Annotated in this window: 10 protein-coding genes and 1 pseudogene; 7 read left to right on the top strand and 4 right to left on the bottom strand. The window is 71.4% G+C overall.

Translation table 11 applies throughout. The annotated features are described in order from the left end of the window. Positions 1–32: 32 nt before the first annotated feature. Both ACT4MF_RS08900 and ACT4MF_RS08895 read right to left on the bottom strand, forming a co-directional pair. Positions 33–656: an METTL5 family protein gene (locus ACT4MF_RS08900; RefSeq protein ID WP_099256045.1), complete on the bottom strand. Its 624-nt coding sequence runs from the start codon at positions 654–656 to the stop codon at positions 33–35. Between the two features lie 4 nt (positions 657–660). Beyond that, a complete protein-coding gene (locus tag ACT4MF_RS08895) occupies positions 661–1,056 on the bottom strand; it encodes a DUF7961 family protein (protein WP_099256046.1) in 396 nt (131 codons plus the stop codon). A gap of 255 nt (positions 1,057–1,311) precedes the next feature. Between ACT4MF_RS08895 and ACT4MF_RS08890 the strand changes: the two genes are divergently transcribed. The 4 genes from ACT4MF_RS08890 (at position 1,312) to ACT4MF_RS08875 (ending at position 6,173) form a co-directional block, all read left to right on the top strand. After that, positions 1,312–2,265, top strand: coding sequence for a transcription initiation factor IIB (locus tag ACT4MF_RS08890; protein WP_099256047.1), 954 nt, complete (start codon positions 1,312–1,314; stop codon positions 2,263–2,265). A gap of 88 nt (positions 2,266–2,353) precedes the next feature. Beyond that, the gene (locus ACT4MF_RS08885; RefSeq protein WP_099256048.1) at positions 2,354–2,788 is read left to right on the top strand and encodes a universal stress protein; all 435 of its coding nucleotides are present in this window, start codon (positions 2,354–2,356) and stop codon (positions 2,786–2,788) included. Positions 2,789–2,815: 27 nt separating this feature from the next. Further along, a complete protein-coding gene (locus ACT4MF_RS08880) occupies positions 2,816–4,963 on the top strand; it encodes an AMP-binding protein (protein ID WP_444682503.1) in 2,148 nt (715 codons plus the stop codon). Between the two features lie 61 nt (positions 4,964–5,024). Further along, entirely contained in the window at positions 5,025–6,173 is a 1,149-nt protein-coding gene (locus ACT4MF_RS08875; RefSeq protein ID WP_444682504.1) for an acyl-CoA dehydrogenase family protein, read from the top strand. A gap of 22 nt (positions 6,174–6,195) precedes the next feature. Here the strand turns inward: ACT4MF_RS08875 and ACT4MF_RS08870 are convergent, their stop codons facing one another. Next, the gene (locus ACT4MF_RS08870; protein WP_444682505.1) at positions 6,196–6,870 is read right to left on the bottom strand and encodes an MBL fold metallo-hydrolase; all 675 of its coding nucleotides are present in this window, start codon (positions 6,868–6,870) and stop codon (positions 6,196–6,198) included. Positions 6,871–6,975: 105 nt separating this feature from the next. Between ACT4MF_RS08870 and ACT4MF_RS08865 the strand changes: the two are divergent. Next, a pseudogene (locus tag ACT4MF_RS08865) lies at positions 6,976–8,843 on the top strand (MutS-related protein). Next, positions 8,836–9,324: a DUF8009 family protein gene (locus tag ACT4MF_RS08860; RefSeq protein ID WP_444682506.1), complete on the top strand. Its 489-nt coding sequence runs from the start codon at positions 8,836–8,838 to the stop codon at positions 9,322–9,324. The pseudogene ACT4MF_RS08865 and the gene ACT4MF_RS08860 overlap by 8 nt, the downstream one beginning before the upstream one ends. Before the next feature lie 30 nt (positions 9,325–9,354). Here ACT4MF_RS08860 and ACT4MF_RS08855 read toward each other — a convergent pair whose 3' ends face one another. Beyond that, positions 9,355–14,094 carry a DUF7997 domain-containing protein gene (locus ACT4MF_RS08855; RefSeq protein ID WP_444682507.1) on the bottom strand — a complete coding sequence of 1,580 codons (4,740 nt, stop codon included), beginning with the start codon at positions 14,092–14,094 and terminating at the stop codon, positions 9,355–9,357. Between the two features lie 147 nt (positions 14,095–14,241). Here ACT4MF_RS08855 and malA point away from each other — a divergent pair, with 147 nt between their 5' ends. Next, positions 14,242–16,368, top strand: coding sequence for an alpha-amylase MalA (malA, locus tag ACT4MF_RS08850; RefSeq protein ID WP_444682508.1), 2,127 nt, complete (start codon positions 14,242–14,244; stop codon positions 16,366–16,368). The last annotated feature ends 40 nt before the right edge of the window (positions 16,369–16,408 follow it).

Genomic DNA, 16,408 nt, shown 5'->3' with positions numbered 1-16,408 from the left:
GAGGACGGGCACGGGCCGGTGCCGACGCGGCGTCAGGCCCACTCGATCCGGTACACTTCGGCGTCGATGTCGCGGGAGGCGTCGGTGTGGTGGTCGAACTGGGCCTCGATCGCGAAGTCGGCGGCGAACGCGTGGGTGACCTCGCCGCCGTTGTCGGCCGCGAACGCCTCGACGAACTCGCGGCTCCCGGCGTTGTGGACCGAGTAGGAGACGGCCGCGACGCGGCTCGCGGTCGCGAGGAAGCCGCGGTCGGCGTTCCGGTTGCCGTCCTGCGCGCCGAACGGGGGGTTCATCACGACGGTCACCGGGTCGGGCACGTCGAGCGGGGGCCGGGTCGCATCGCCCTGGACCCAGTGGACGGGCGCGCTCGCCGCGACCCGTCGCTCGTTCTCCGTCGCGGTCGAGAGCGCGCCGCGGTCGAGTTCGATCCCGAGCACGCGCGCGGGACCGCGAAGGGCGGCCGCCAGCGCGAGCATCCCGGTTCCGGTGCCCAGATCGAGGACGGTCCGCCCGTCGACGTCGCCGTGGAGGTCCGCGAGATGGACGACGTGCGCCGCCAGATCCGGAGGGGTCGGATACTGTTCGAGCGCGGCGCTCGGCGCCTCGAATCCGGCGACGACGCCGAGCTTGGTCGCGAGCGAGCGCTTCGACGCCATCCGATCAGGCGGCCGAGTCGTCGACGCGGACGAGTTCGACACCCTCGCGTCGCGCGCGCTCGGAAAGCGCCGACAGCGCCGGCTCGGCCGCGTCCCGGTCGGCGACCTCGTCGAGTCGGACCTCGATCCGACCGGCGCCGAGGAACGACGCGGCGCGAACGAACTCCCGGAGCCGGTCGGCCTCGCGCTGGGTGGCGAGGGTGTCGTTTCCGTCGAACCGCGCGGACACGGAGAGCGTCGCGGGCTGGTAGCCGCGAGCGGAGAGCTCGGCTTTGAGATCGCGGAGGTGTTCGGGTGCGGTGCTTTCGAGGTCGGCCGCCTCGACGACGATGGGGTCGATCTCCGCCGGGCGACAGCCGCGGAGCGTCGCTTCGATCCCGTCGGACTGCGTCGTGCTCATACTCCTCTATATGTATTAGTAATACAAAAGCCTTTTTGAATGTTCAATAGTAATATACCGGCAGTCACGTTTCGTGGTCACATTGACGCCCGACTGCGCGTGCTCGATACTGTAGCGGAGAGGAGTGGCAAAAGTTGAACGCGCTTTACAGGCCTCGAAACACCGCTCTGAGTGCATCTAGCCGAATTGACGTAATGTGGATGATCGATGAGCCCAGACAAAGGTTTAAATGCGGGAGTAACCAGAAACCTTATAATGGAACGTCCGAGCCGCCAGCGCCAACAGGAGCGGGAGACCGAGAAAGAGTCGGACGAAGAAACGCTCTCCTGCCCGGAGTGCGATTCGACGGAGATCGTCACTGACGCGGATCAGGAGCTCGTCTGTGAGGATTGTGGCCTGGTTTTGGACGAACGGAACATCGACCGCGGGCCGGAGTGGCGCGCGTTCAACCACTCGGAGCGGCAGTCGAAGTCGCGCGTCGGCGCCCCCATCACCGAGACGATGCACGACAAGGGGTTGACGACGACGATCGACTGGAAGGACAAAGACGCGTACGGCCGGTCGCTCTCCTCGGAGAAGCGGTCGCAGATGCACCGGCTGCGCAAGTGGCAGGAGCGCATTCGGACGAAGGACGCGGGCGAGCGCAACCTCCAGTTCGCGCTCTCGGAGATCGACCGGATGGCGAGCGCCCTCGGCGTTCCGCGGTCGGTACGCGAGGTCGCCTCCGTCATTTATCGCCGGGCGTTGAACGAGGACCTGATCCGCGGGCGCTCGATCGAGGGCGTCTCGACCGCCGCCCTCTACGCCGCCTGCCGGCAGGAGGGGATCCCGCGCTCGCTCGACGAGGTCGCCGACGTGTCGCGCGTCCCGCAGAAAGAGATCGGGCGCACGTACCGCTACATCTCTCAAGAGCTCGGACTGGAGCTGAAGCCGGTCGACCCGAAGCAGTTCGTCCCGCGGTTCGCGTCCTCGCTGGAGCTCAGCGAGGAGGTCCAGTCGAAGGCGACGGAGATCATCGACGTCTCGGCCGAGCAGGGGCTCCTCTCCGGGAAGTCGCCCACGGGGTTCGCCGCGGCCGCGATCTACGCCGCGTCGCTGCTGTGTAACGAGAAGAAGACCCAGCGCGAGGTCGCCGACGTGGCGCAGGTCACCGAGGTCACCATCCGAAACCGGTACCAAGAGCAGATCGAAGCGATGGGATTCCGATAGCCCGCGAGCGTTCCGTCCCGCGGATCGACGCCCCCGACGCCCGCCGTGATCGGGTTTTTAATCGACACCGAGCGTAGCGTGAGACGAGATGTATTCCCAGATCCTCGTGCCGACCGACGGTAGTCCGGCGTCGAACGCCGCGATCGAGCATGCGATCGACCTCGCTCAACACTACGACGCCCGCCTACACGCCCTCTACGTCGTCGACGGCGCCGCGTACTCGACGCTCGAAGCCGGCGCCGACATCGTCGTGGAGGCGCTCGAGTCGGAGGGGGAGAAGGCCACGAGCCGCGTCGCCGACGCCGCCGCGGACGACGGCGTCGACTGCGAAACGACGGTCGCCACGGGCACCGCGTACCAGTCGATCCGCGACTACGTCGACGAGCACGACATCGACGTGGTCGTGATGGGGACCCACGGCCGGAAGGGGCTCGACCGGTACCTGCTCGGCAGCGTCACGGAGCGGGTCGTCAGGACCTCCGACGTGCCGGTGCTGACGGTGCGCCAGCCCGCCGATGAGTAGCCGACGCCCGCGGACGCGGTGACGACGATGCGCGACTGGCTGTCACACCGCGTCGTCTCCTCGCCGGACGACACGGCGCTGGTCCGGGCCGAAGACGGAGAGGCGTGGACTTACACCGACCTCGACCGGCTCGTCTCCGAGACCGCCGGGCGACTCGTCGCCCACGGGATCGAGGCAGACGACCGACTGGGCGTGCTCACGCCGCCGTACGTCGGGACGGTCGGGCTGGTCCACGCGGCGATGCGGATCGGGGCGACCTTCGTCCCGCTGGGTCAGGAGCTCACCGACCGGGAGCTCGCCGAGCGCGTCGACCGGGCCGATCTCGACGCCGTCGTCTGCGCGGAGCCGACGGAAGACGCCGCGCTCGGGGCCGTCGAGGGCTGCGACGCGGAGAGCGAACCCCCGGTGTTATCCGTCGACGACCCGATCGCTGAGAGCGTCACCGCCGTCCACGCCGTCGAGCCGGAGTCGATCGATCCGCCGGCGTGGGAGACCTCGGATTACCTCTGTATCCTGTTCACCTCGGGGACGACGGGCGATCCCAAGCCGGTCCCGCTCACGGCGGGCAACGTGTACAGCTCGGCCGTCGCCTCCGCGTTCCGGCTCGGCGTCGACCACGAGGACCGGTGGCTCGTGTCGCTGTCGCTGCACCACATGGGCGGGCTCGCTCCGGTGTACCGCTCGGCGCTGTACGGGACGACGCTCGTCCTCCGCGAGGGGTTCGACCCGGGCGGCACCGCCGACGACATCGACACCTACGACGTGACCGGGATTTCGCTGGTGCCGACGATGCTTCAGCGAATGCTCGACAGGCGCGGGACGCTCTCTGACACGCTCCGGGTCGTGTTGCTCGGCGGAGCGCCCGCCCCGAACGATCTGCTCGAGCGCTGCCACGACTACTCGGTTCCGGTGTTCCCGACGTACGGGATGACCGAGTCGGCCTCGCAGATCGTGACCGCGACGCCCCGACAGACGAGGGACCGGCTCGGAACCGTCGGTCGACCGATCTTCGGCACCGACGTGACGATCGTCGACGAGGACGGAACGCCGGTCGACCCCGGAGAGTCCGGCGAGATCGTCGTCGAGGGGCCGACGGTGACTCCCGGATACATCGACGGAACGGACGAAGTCGGGGAGAGGGGCCACAGAACCGCCGCTCTCGACCGATCGGCGTTCGGCCCGCACGGCCTCCACACCGGCGACGTGGGGCGCGTCGACGACGAGGGGTTCCTCTACGTGCTCAACCGTCTCGACGACCGGATCGTCACCGGCGGCGAGAACGTCGAGCCGGGCGAGGTCGTCGACGTGTTCCGGGAGTTCCCGGCAGTCGAAGACGCCGCCGTGGTCGGCCTCGACGACGACGTGTGGGGCGAGCGCGTCTCGGCGCTCCTCGTGGTCGAAGGTGATCAGGCGCGAGACAGCGTGACGAGCGCAGCCGGGGCGACCGCCGCACACGGAGACGAGTCCGACGACGGCGCGGATGCCGGCGGAAGCGACGCCGGAGAAACCGGAGAGCGAGACGCCGACGGCGAGGAGACGGAAAGCGGGTCTACGGCGGAGGCCGATTCTGGCGAGAACGAGCCGGATGAGAACGAGCCGGATGAGAACGAACCGGGTGAGAACGAACCGAGCGAGGACGACGTGTCCCCGCCGGTAGACGAGGAGCGCCTCGTCTCGTTCGCGCGGGACCGGCTCGCGGGGTTCAAGATCCCGAAGACCGTCGCGTACGTCGACGAGTTCCCTCGGACCGTGTCGGGAACTGTCGACCGGGAAGCGGTGCGGGAGATTCTCCGCGAACGCGGGCACGATCCCCGGAGCGACGCCGATCTGAAGACCGCCGGCTTCGAGCCCGCGGAGCCGACCGAACCGGGGGAATCCGGCGGATCCGACGAACTGAACGAAGCGACTGACGCGGTCGAAGCGGCTGAAGCGACTGAACCGACTGAAGCGGCCGAGGCGACCGCTTCGGACGAGCCGTCGGCAGCGGAACGACCGTCGACCGATCAGACGGGGAGCAGCGAGTCCGGAGAAGGCGAACCCACCGACGGCGAGCGTGGTGCCGAGGAGACGGGCGGCGATGTCGACGCCGGTGGGGCGACGGACGGCACTGACGCCGGCGGGACGCCGGACGACACTGACGCCGACGAGACGGAAAACGACCCAGACGACGAGTAAACTGTCCCGATGTTTTTCGTTGTTCCACGAACGTTTTGACTACGGGGTCCGCACGTAGCGCATGGATCTACTTGACGACAGCATCGTCCCGGAGCACGCGAGGGACGTGAAAGCGGAGGCCCGCGAGTTCGCCGACGAGCACATCGCCCCGAACGCCGAGGCGTACTACGACTCGGGCGAGTACCCGTGGGAGGTGCTGGAAGCCGGGATGGACGCCGGGCTCATCGCGCAGGACATCGGCGAGGAGTACGGCGGAAAGGGGTACGACCTCGCGCAGGTGCTCGCGATCGCCGAGGAGTTCTACCGCGCCGACGCCGGGATCGCGCTCACGCTCCAGCTCGCGAGCTTCGGGGCCGAGATGGTCGAGGACTACGGCACCGACGAGCAGAAGGAGAAGTACCTCCGGCCGGTCGCGGAGAACGACCAGATATCCGGGTTGGCCGTCTCCGAGCCGGAGACGGGCTCCGACCTCGCGGGGATGACGACGAAGGCCGAGAAGGTCGAGGGCGGGTACGAGCTCACCGGCGAGAAGTACTGGGTCGGCAACGCGGTCGAGGCCGACTGGCTCACCGTCTACGCGAAGACCGGCGAGAGCGACGACCGCTACTCCAACTACACGCTGTTCATCGTCGAGACCGACTCGGACGGATACGAGGCAGAGCACATCCCGGAGAAGATGGGGATGCGCGCCTCCAAGCAGGGCCACATCGTCTTCGAGGACTGCTTCGTCCCCGAGGAGAACGTCGTCGGCAGCGAGGGCGGCGGCTTCTACGTGCTCGCCGACTTCTTCAACCACGGTCGCGTGATCGTCGGCGGCCACGGGCTCGGGCTCGCCGCCGCCGCCATCGAGGAGGCCGAGGAGTTCGTCCACGGGCGCAACGCGTTCGGCCGCACCGTCAACGAGTTCCAGGCGGTCCAGCACACCCTCTCGGATATGCGGATCGGCTTCGAGTCGGCGCGCGCGCTCAACTGGCGCGCCTGCCAGAAGGTCGCGGACAACGAGAACGCGGGGTACTGGGCCGCGCTGGCGAAGACGAAATCGACCGAGGTCGCGACCGACTGCGCCGAGAAGGGGATGAAGCTCCACGGCGGGCGCTCGATCCTCACGGACCGCCGGATCGCCCGCGTCTACCGCGACGTGCGCATCCCGGTTATCTACGAGGGCGCGAACGACATCCAGCGGAACCTGATCTACCGGCAGTCGCGGTAGGCCGGCCGCGCCGTCCGCCTTGTTATATCCGCCGGGCCAGCGCCGCGAGCGCGTCGCTTCCGCCGGACGTGATGGGGTCGCCGTGGCCGACGCCGGCGATCTCGAACGGCGGGGCGCGGTCGGCGAGTTCGCGGATGCTCTCTAACACCCGACCCGTGTCGTAGCTGAGGATCCACTCCGAGGGGTCGAGGTCCCCGTCCGACTCCGAGACGAGGTCGCCGAGCAGCGCGACGCCGAGCGTCTCGCTCACGTACGCGACGTGTCCCGGGGTGTGCCCGGGCGTGTGGTAGGCGGTGAACGAGCCGAGCCGCTCGCCGTCGGCGACCGCTTTGACATCGAGGTCCGGGAGCGTCGTGAACACCCCCGCGAGTCGCTGGAACGCGCCCTTGTGGTTTCGCAGGGGCGGCGATCGCTCGCCGCGGAGGATCGCCGCGTCGAACGCGCCGGCGTAGACGGTGGCGTCGAGCTCCGGCGTCAGCGCCGCGAGCGTTCCGACGTGGTCGAGATCGTAGTGGGTGAGCAACACCCGTTCCACGTCGGCGACCTCGACGCTGGTGTCGGCGAACCCCTCCCGGATCGACGCCTCGTCCCACGGCGTTCCCGCGTCGACGAGCGTGAGCACGTCGTCGTCGACGAGATAGGCGCTGACGCCGCGCAGCTCGAACCGCCACACGCCCGCCGCGAGTTCTGTGGCCATGGGGGGGCCGTAGCGGCCGGCGAGGGTTGACGCTGGCGGCCGCGGTCGCCGCGTTCTCGCTCGCCCCGACGAAAACGCCAAGACGCCGCGCCGACACGTCCGCGTATGCGACTGGAGGACTACTGGGGGATCGGCCCGAAGACGAGCGAGCGGCTCACGGAGTCGCTCGGGACCGAGCGGGCGATCGAGGCGATCGAGACGGCCGACGTGCGGGCGCTCGTCGACGCCGGGCTCCACCGCGGGCGAGCCACCCGGATCCTCCGCCGGGCGAACGGCGAGGCCGGGATGGACGTTCTCGCCACCGGAGACACGCGCTCGGTGTACGACGACCTCCTCGCGCTGGCGGCGAGCCACGCGCTGACCGCCCACGCCGCCGACCGGATCCGGGTCCTGACGCCCCTCACCGACCGTGAAGCGGTCGAATCCCGGCTCGACGACGTGGTCGCCGCCCGCGACGCGTGGGCGTCGCTCGACGACGCCGGGCGCGAGCGCGTGACCGACGCGTTCGACGCGTACGACGCCGCCGACGGGTCGGATCTGGCGGCCGTCGAGACCGCCGTCGCGCTGCGCGAGGCCGGCCTCACGGAAGCCCCCTTCGAGGACCTCGGGGCGCTGGACGGAGAGCGCCTGCGCGACGCCGCCGACGCCCTCGCCGACGTGCGGGGCACGATCGATCCGGCGGGCGCCGACGGCGACGCCGAGATTCGGATCGCGCGTGGCGCGGACGACGAGCTCGACCGGCGGCGCGACCAGCTCGGCGCCGCCCGCGACCTCGCGAACTCAGCGTTCGACGTGCTCGCCGCCGTTCGAGACGGCTCCCTGCGCGACTTCGAGGCGCTGGAGTCGGCGACGATCGACCACGTCGCGCGCGAGACCGGCGTCGATCCGGCGACGGTGCGCTCGGTCGCGCCGGACGAGGCGCTCGACGCCGCGGACTTCGTCTCCGCCACGCTCCGCGATCTGGTCGCGGAGCTGGAGGAGTCGGTCGCGGAGCGCGAGGCGGCCGTCGCCGCCGACATCCGCGAGCGGATCGGCGGGATGCGAGGCGAGAGCGGAGAGGGCGACGGAGCCGAGGGCGATGGGACAGGAGGCGACGGCGAGGGAGAGGGGGTCGGCACCGTCGCCGGCGCGGTTTCGGCCGTCTCCGACGCCGCGTTCCTGCTGTCGCTCGCGCGGTTCGCGGTCGCGTGCGACCTGACTCGACCCGTCTTCGTCGACGACGGCGTGGCGGTGCGCAACGCGCGCAACCTCTTCATCGACGGCGACGTGCAGCCGGTGTCGTACGCGGTCGGCTCGCACTCGCTCGCGGGCGATCCCGGCGTCGCCAGCGCCGAGGCGCCGCCGACCGGCGATCGCGTGAGCGTCCTCACCGGGGCGAACTCCGGCGGGAAGACCACCCTGTTGGAGACGCTGTGCGCGGTCGCCCTGTTGGCGTCGATGGGGCTCCCGGTTCCGGCCGAGGAGGCGGAGGTCGGCGCGTTCGATCGGATCGTGTTCCACCGGCGGCACGCCTCGTTCAACGCCGGCGTGTTGGAGTCGACGCTGAAGTCGGCCGTGCCGCCGCTGGTCGCTGACGGCCGGACCCTGATGCTCGTCGACGAGTTCGAGGCGATCACGGAGCCGGGACGCGCCGCCGACCTGCTGAACGGGCTCGTCACGCTCACGGTCGACCGCGGCGCGCTCGGCGTGTACGTCACGCACCTCGCGGACGACCTGAGCCCGCTTCCGGAGCCCGCCCGGATCGACGGCATCTTCGCCGAGGGGCTCACGAACGACCTGGACCTTCGGGTCGACTACCAGCCGCGGTTCGGCACGGTCGGGAAGTCGACGCCGGAGTTCATCGTCTCGCGGCTGGTGGCGAACGCGAGCGACCGCGGCGTCCGCGCCGGGTCGAACACCTCGCCGGCGCGGTCGGCGAGGAGGCGGTCCAGCGCACCCTCTCGGACGCGGAGTGGTCGAGGGGCGATGACTGACGGCGACCGCTCCGCGTCGACGGGACCGACGCGGATCCGGTCGATTGCGGTCCACCGGGACGACGTGGCCACCGCGCTGGAGGCGACGCTCCGGAGCGACCGCGAGGTCGTGCTCCGCGTGACCCCGCCGTTTTCCGGGCGGATGCGCGCCCGGCTGCACAGCCTCGGAGCTGGCGCGACCGCGGGCGTCGATACAGAAGCGGGCGAGGGCGACGAGACGGCTGGCGACGCCGACCCGATACACATCGATCCGCGCGCCCTCGTCTCTGGCGTGCCCGCCTACCCGGAGGTGGACGAGACGATGGCGAACAACCCGGACGCCGACGTGGAGACGCGCCGGGAGCGACACACCGCGGCCGTCGAGTCGTGGCGAGAGGCGGTTCGCGGGTCGGTGGTCGACAGCGTCGCGCTCGACGCCGGCGGTGACGGTGACAACGGTGGCGGAGCGCCCATCGAAGTCGACGTGGCCGCCCTCGGGTGAGCGGCCGGTACCGAAGAGATCCGCTCTCGGCTACAGTCGGAGCCGCTCGACCGCGGTGCCGGCGCCAGAGAACTCGCCGAGGATGTCGTCCGCGCCGGTCGGCTCGGCGTCCGCGACGGTGTTCGCAGCATCGGTGTTCGCGGCGGCGACGACGACCGTCTTCGCGTCGAGCGCCGGATCGAGGTCGAACTCGTACTCCCCGTCGTCCGGCGTCACGAGCGCGGATCCCTCCGGGGTGTACACCGCGACCGCGTCGGCGGTGGTCTCGCCGGCGACGACGAGGGCGTCGTCGACGTACTCCGCTGTCGCCTCGAGGTCGGGCGTCGCCGACCGGTCGCCCGCGACGTACCGGTCGCGGACGACGGTCGGCGTCTCGACGGGTTCGCCGGCGTCGACGCCGTGCGCGAGCCGGATGAAGCCGGCCATCGACCACGCGAGAGGGGTCGCCCCCCCGGTGCCCTCGCCGAACTCCCAGCCGTAGTTGGTCGGGTGCTCGCGGTCCCACACCTGCTCGGGGAGCATCCGCCCGGAGTTGCCGAAGCCGGCCATCGTCTCCAAGAGGGCGTCGGGTTCGAGGGCGTCCTCGTCGGTGCCTCCGAAGGCGTCGACGCCGTCGGCGCGAGCGCGGAGCTCGTACTCGCCGCGCTCGCCGGTGAAGATCGGCCACAGGCGCCCGCGGCCGTCGCCGTCCCCGGCCCACGGGCCGCCGGGGTCGCCGCGCGCGATCTCGCCGTACGCGTCGCCGACGTACCGGTACCAGCCGGGGCCGTACGGCGTGTCGACGCGGATCGAGTCGTCGACCACGGAGACGGAGTTGCGGACCACGTCGTCGTCGGCGGGCTTGACGCCGAGCCGGACGAGTTCGAGGAAGCCGCCGTCGACGATCTCCCGCTCGTCGTAGGTGGGGCCGTCGTTGGCGATCGTCCGGGGGCGGCCGGACTCCGGGTCCCCGTCGGCCGTGACGCGCACGTAGTAGGGGGTCTCGTCGTGTCGCTCGGTGCCCGTCGAGGTCGCACACCAGTCCTCGACGCGGGCCGTCCAGTCGTCCGCGAGCGCGAGCCACGCGAGGGCGTCGGCGCGGAGCGAGTCGGGCGACGCCTCGGCGGCGGCCGCGGCGCCGTCCGCCTCGATCCGGTCGGCTTCGGCGACCGCGAGGGCGGCGCCGCAGACGAGTCCCGCGATCTCGGCGGCGATGCTCGACGGCGAGAAGCCGGCCTCCTCCTCCCAGCGCTCCTGGGCCGTCTCCGGACCGTTTGCGGCGATGTAGCCGAGCGAGCGCCGGACCTGGTCGTACGTGTACTCCGCGTCGGCGGGCGCGACCCCGTGTTCGTACAGCTGCCACGCCATCACCGACGGGAACGCGATGTTGTCCATCTGCTCGCCGCCCCACCGGGTGCGCCCGTCGATGTAGGTGTTCTGCGGGAGGAAGCCGTCGTCGTCCTGCTGGGTGTTGTACAGGTACGCGAGCGCGTCCGCGCCGCGGTCGACCTCGCCGACCTCGATGAGCGCGGTGAACACCTGGTAGAGGTCGCGCGACCAGACGAAGTTGTAGCCGTAGCCGCGGTCCTCGGCGGCGTACTCGGTCTCCCCCCACGGCACCGACGGGCTGGCGATCCCGGCGCCGTCGTGGCGCTTGTCCTCGACGGCCGCCAGCGTCATCAGCGCGAACCGGTACTGGGTCTCCAGCTCCGCGTTGCCGGTGACGGAGGCGGGGAACGCCCGGTTCGCGAGCCACTCGCGCCACGTCTCGACGTACGACTCGGCGACCTCCTCGAAGCCGCGAGCGACGGCGCCGCGCGCCTCGCCGAGGGCGGCCGCGGTATCGGCGTTCTCGGCGAACCCGAGCGCGACCGCGTCCGACACCTTGGTTCCGCTCCCGACGAGCCCCGCGAGGAAGACGTTCCCGGTGGCCGTCTCGGTCCCCTCGCCGCGCTCGGCGTCGGCCAGCAGGGCGGTCGCCTCGTCGCCGCCGGCCGCGAGCGCGCTCGCCCAGTCGAAGCCGCTGGCGCTGTCGAGCGCGAGCGCGACCTCGAAGGAGTCGCCATCGTCGTCGACGAGCTTCCCCACGTCGCGCTCGGCGGCGTCGTCGTTGCGCGCGAGGAGGTGGTACCCGTCGGAGCCGCTGACGCGGTCGCCGCGGTCGTTCGTCCCGACGTTCGTGACCGTCGTGTCGACCAAGGCGTACACCTCGTACTCGCGGCTCCCCTCGAACGTCACGTCGGCGAGGATCGCGTCGCCGTCGGTGTCGACCGCGTACTCGACGGTGAGGGCCCATCTGTGGCCGTGGCCGTCCCCGGTCTCGCGGATCGTCTGCGTGTACGCGAGGGCGTCGTCGACGGTCGGCTCCGTGGTCCGTTCGACCGTCTCCGTCGCCGTCACGTGGCTCGTCTCGTCGAAGGTCCGGACCGTGTACCCCGTCTCCGGGTCGGCGACGAGGAAGTCGAACGTCCGGACGTTCATCACGTCGATCCGGGGGAACCGCGCCTCGGTAAGCGCCCCCTCGGTCAGCGTGAACCAGACCGGCACCGGGTCGGCGCCTCCGTGGTCGGCCGGCGTGCCGACGCCGAACTTCCGCCCGGTCGTCCAGTGGGGCGCCTCGTCCGGCCCGCGCGGTTCGTCGTGCGGGACCGGGAGCGCCCCGTACCTCGCGAGCGTCACCGTCGCGTCGATCCGGAGCGCGTGCGACCACGCGATCGGGGTCGCGCCGTCGAGGTCGCCGTCGTCGAACGCCTGCTCGGCGATGAGCCCGGCGTCGTTGACGAACGGTCCGTCGGGCTCACACAGCGCGTAGAGGTCGCGCGCCGCGGCGAAGAGGTCGCTGGCGTCCCCGCCCCGCTCGCGAACGAGTCCGCCGAGCTCGGCCGCCGCCGCCGACCCCCACAGCGTCGCGATCGACCACACCTTCGCGGCGCCCTGCTCGGCGGTGCGCCAGTCGTCTCCCGTGAACCTGACGAGCCCCTCGACATCCGCCGTCTCGCGGCGGAGCTCGCCGACCGTCGTCAACACGTGCGTCGTCACCCGGTCGAGGAAGGCGTCGATGTCGATGTCGGCGGAGCGCTCCGCGACGCTCTCCGCGCCGCGCCGGTCGCGCTCGTCGCGCATCGCCACGTACTCGGTCGCCGCGCCCGCGAGCGCGAAGGTGCTGGCGTCCGGGCGATCGTCGCGGCTCTCCGCGCTCGCGCGCTGCGGGAACCGCTCCGTGTCCGGGTTCCACCGGTCGTACAGGCCGGCGAGGGCGGCGTCGGCCGCCTCGGCGGCGTCGGTCCGCACGTCGTCGGAGAGCGGGGCGCGCGCCACGGCGGCGAACGCGCGGAGGTACGTCGCGCCGGTGTGCGTGAACCGGCCGAGCGCGTTCTCCCAGCAGTTCTGGCACCGGCGGGGGAGTCCGTCGTCCTGCGTCGTCTCGCGGAGGAACGCGAGGGCGTCTGCGATCGTGTCGTCGACGCGGTCGCGCCACTCCGGGGGGAGGTCCGTAGTCCGTCGGAGTCGAGCGAGGAAGGTGACGACCGACGCGGGCTGGTCGAGCTGGTCGTTCGGCCCCGCGGTGCTGTTGGCGCCCTCGATCCGGGCGTTCGCCCAGCCGGGCGCGACCTTGCCGGAGTCGGCCCACACGCGGTGGGGCCACGAGCCGTCGGCGTCCTGCGTGCGGCAGAAGAAGGAGGCGGTCGCGAGCAGCTCCTCGTCGGCGTCCAAGCCGAGTTCGTCGCTCGCGCCGAGCAGGGCCAGCGACGTCTCCGCCTCGTCGCGGAACCACGTGTAGCCGTAGCCGCCTGACGTGGAGTAGAAGGGGTCGAACTCCGGGCCGGCGATCCGCGCGCCAGACTCGGCGGTGAGCAGGTCGAGCGCGCGGAGATCGCTCGCGACCACCGACCGGCGCGGCGTGTCGGCGGGAACGGTCGGGCCGCGACCCTCGGCGGCCTCGCGGAGGTCGGCGGCGTCGGGGTACGCGGTCGCGATCCGCGACAGCTCGTCGATCCGGCGCTGGCGGTCGGGGCCGTCGGAGATCGCGTCCTTGGCGTCGTCGACCGTCTCCCGCGTCTCGCGCCTGTCGAGGACGGCGCGGCTCGCGAGCGTGACGCGCTCGGTCCGACCGTCGCGCTCGAAGGGTGCGCGAACGACCACGTCGGGCGTGAGCCGGGAGTCCTCGCGCTGGTCGATCTCGCCGCGGTGCGGGAACCCCTCCCCGCTCTCGCCGAGCAGTTCGGGGACGGTGCGGAGCCGCTGGCCGTGCGCGGCCGAGAGCCCCGTCGAGGCGGTGAGGAAGTCGTGCTCGGTTCGGTGGTACACCTCGACGACGCTCCCGTCTTCGGGGCCGGCCTGCTCGTGGACGAGGTTGCCGACGCGCCCCTCGACCATGTCCGGTGAGAACGCGCAGGCGGCGACCAGTTCGGCGTTCGCGGGCGGAGCGCCGCGCAGTTCGACGTGCGTGAGGTGGGTGTCGCTCACCACTAGGTCGAACTGGTGGATGGTGTAGCGGCCGGCGTCGTACTCCGTCTCGACGAGGGGCGTGTCGCCGTCGTAGTGCTGGCGCGTCGTGGTCAGATCGTCGAACCAGCGGACGCCCCGCCCGGCCGTGATCCCCATGCGCAGCCGGTCGGCGCCGCCGACCCCGGACAGGGAGTACGAACAGTCGTGGACGGTCCCGTCCGGTCCGACGTGGACCAGACGGCCGTCGTCGCCCGTGAACGCGCCGGCGGTGGTGGGACGCTCCGCCGGGTAGCGCTCGCCGCGCCGACGTTCGTGTTCCGTGAGAGCGGTTCGCAGTCGCATGGGTTCCCTGCGATTCCCGACGTGAAAGCCTTGACGAACGAGGCCGTCTATGAGCCGCGTCCCCAGCGTTGCGCGCCGTCACCGTCGCCCGCGGCGGTAGTTCACAGAGGAGCAACAACGAAGACCCCGGGCACCGATGGAAGTGACATGCACCATCCTGGACCCCCTCGATTCCTCGCGACCGGCGAGACGACGGAGCTTGCCCCCCGAGATCCGGACCCGAGCGCGTCCTACGCGTGGCGCGTCGTCGACGCGCCCCCCGGCAGCGAAGCGACGGTCGGGTCGGACTCGGTCACCGAGTTCACCCCGGACGTACCGGGCCGCTACCGGATCGGGCTCGACGCCCCGGACGACGACCACCTGCTGACGGTCCGAGCGTTCCCCTCGAGCTACGAGGGCGTCGACGTCGAGGGGGGGAGCGGGACGGCGATCCGCGACCGGGTCGCCGGCGACGAGCCCGTCGACTACGCGGAGACGCGCGGCGAGTCGGGGACCGGACGCCCGCGCGTGCGGCTGGACGCGAGCGTCGAATCGGGCGGGGCCGGTAGCGACGGCGCGAGCGGCGAGGCGGACCCCGAAGTCGTCGTCCGCGCGACGCCGACGCCGAACCCGCAGTCCTCGCTCGACGCGGAGGACCTCCGGGTGACCTTCGTCGTCGACGACCGCGACGTCGCGAGCGCGGTCGCGGAGGGGCGGACGAACCCCCGCGACGCGCTGGAAACCGACGACGACGGGCGGGAGCTTCGAGTGCCGGTGTCCGCCATTACGGACCGACTGCGCGTCCACGGGGTCGCCGTCGCCGCGGAGCCCGGACAGGAGCCGCGCGTCAGCGTCGCCGACGCGGTCGCGGTCGAGCGAAGCGGGGAGGGCTCGGGCCGAGGAGGCGGGGAGAGCGAGGCGATCGGCGGCCCGAGCGGCGCCGCCTTCGAGACGGTGCGACTCAACGATCCGCCGACGTGGACCCGCGACGCGACGGTGTACGAGGTGTACGTCCGGACGTTCGCCGACGGGGATGACGCTGACGGCGACGATGAGAGAGGGGAGACGTTCGCGGCGATCGCCGACCGGATCCCGGCGATCGCGGACCTGGGCGTCGACACGCTGTGGCTCACGCCGGTCCTCCAGCACGACGGGAAGCCGCACGGCTACAACATCACCGACTTCTTCGACGTGGCCGAGGACCTCGGCGACCGCGACGACTACGAGGCGCTGGTCGAGCGCGCCCACGACCACGGGATGCGGGTGTTGTTCGACTTCGTCGCCAACCACACCGCGCGCGAGCACGAGTGGTTCGCGGACGCCTACCAGAACCCGAACTCCCCGTACCGCGACCGCTACGAGTGGCAGGAGTCCGGCGAGCCGGGGACGTACTTCGACTGGGAGCTGATCGCGAACCTGAACCACGCGAACCTCGAGGTTCGGCGGTTCCTCCTCGACGTGGTCGACGAGTGGGCGCCGATCGTCGACGGGTTCCGGTGCGACATGGCGTGGGCGGTCCCCGACTCCTTCTGGCGCGAGCTGCGCGACCGGGTGAAAGACATCGACCGGGAGTTCCTCCTGATGGACGAGACGATCCCGTACATCCCGGGCTTCCACGAGGGGATGTTCGACGTGCACTTCGACGCGACGCTGTACTTCCAGCTCCGCCAGATCGGGCGGGGCGTCGACCCCGCGTCGTCGCTGTTGGACGCGATCGACCAGCGCGCGGAGATCGGCTTCCCGGACCACGCCGAGTTCCTCCAGTACATCGAGAACCACGACGAGACCCGGTACCGGGTCGAGTGCGGCGACGCCGCCGCGGCCGCGGCGGGGGCGGCCACCGTCACCCTGCCGGGCGTCCCGATGATCTACGCGGGCCAGGAGATCGGCCAGCGCGGCCGGCGCGACGCGATCGCGTGGGAGCACGCCCGCGAAGGCGTGCGCGACCGGTACGAGCGGCTGCTCGCGGTCCGCGCCGACCACCCCGCACTCGGGCCAGAGGGCGACCTCGATCGGGTGGCGTACCACGTCGCCAGCGGCGACCTCTCCGAGCGCCCGATCGTCGCCAGCGGCGACGTCCACCCGGACGACGTAGTCGCGTTCCGCCGGAGCACCGACGAGGAGTCGCTGGTCGTCGTCCTCAACTTCGCGCCCGAGCCGGCGAGCGTCGCGGTGGGCGTCGATCACGACGACCAGGACCTCGTGACCGGCGACCCCAGCGTGGTCGTCGACGGCGAGGGGTCCGAGCGGATCCGCGTCGACGACGTGGCGATTGTTCGCGAGGCGGAGCAGTAGCCCGGTAGCCGGGGGAGGTGGACGCAACGCTTGAGTCGGT

It is taken from the genome of Halorubrum sp. FL23, assembly GCF_052439115.2.
GTDB classification, from domain to species: domain Archaea; phylum Halobacteriota; class Halobacteria; order Halobacteriales; family Haloferacaceae; genus Halorubrum; species Halorubrum persicum.
Note: the sequence above shows the minus strand (reverse complement) of the source record. Positions and strands in the feature narration are given on the sequence as shown.

Bases quoted from the DNA above. Each gene is read 5' to 3' on its own strand.
- ACT4MF_RS08860 (WP_444682506.1), top strand. From the start codon at position 8,836: ATGACTGACGGCGACCGCTCCGCGTCGACGGGACCGACGCGGATCCGG.
- ACT4MF_RS08885 (WP_099256048.1), top strand. From the start codon at position 2,354: ATGTATTCCCAGATCCTCGTGCCGACCGACGGTAGTCCGGCGTCGAAC.
- ACT4MF_RS08880 (WP_444682503.1), top strand. From the start codon at position 2,816: ATGCGCGACTGGCTGTCACACCGCGTCGTCTCCTCGCCGGACGACACG.
- ACT4MF_RS08900 (WP_099256045.1), bottom strand. From the start codon at position 656: ATGGCGTCGAAGCGCTCGCTCGCGACCAAGCTCGGCGTCGTCGCCGGA.
- ACT4MF_RS08855 (WP_444682507.1), bottom strand. From the start codon at position 14,094: ATGCGACTGCGAACCGCTCTCACGGAACACGAACGTCGGCGCGGCGAG.
- ACT4MF_RS08870 (WP_444682505.1), bottom strand. From the start codon at position 6,870: ATGGCCACAGAACTCGCGGCGGGCGTGTGGCGGTTCGAGCTGCGCGGC.
- malA (WP_444682508.1), top strand. From the start codon at position 14,242: ATGCACCATCCTGGACCCCCTCGATTCCTCGCGACCGGCGAGACGACG.
- ACT4MF_RS08890 (WP_099256047.1), top strand. From the start codon at position 1,312: ATGGAACGTCCGAGCCGCCAGCGCCAACAGGAGCGGGAGACCGAGAAA.
- ACT4MF_RS08875 (WP_444682504.1), top strand. From the start codon at position 5,025: ATGGATCTACTTGACGACAGCATCGTCCCGGAGCACGCGAGGGACGTG.
- ACT4MF_RS08895 (WP_099256046.1), bottom strand. From the start codon at position 1,056: ATGAGCACGACGCAGTCCGACGGGATCGAAGCGACGCTCCGCGGCTGT.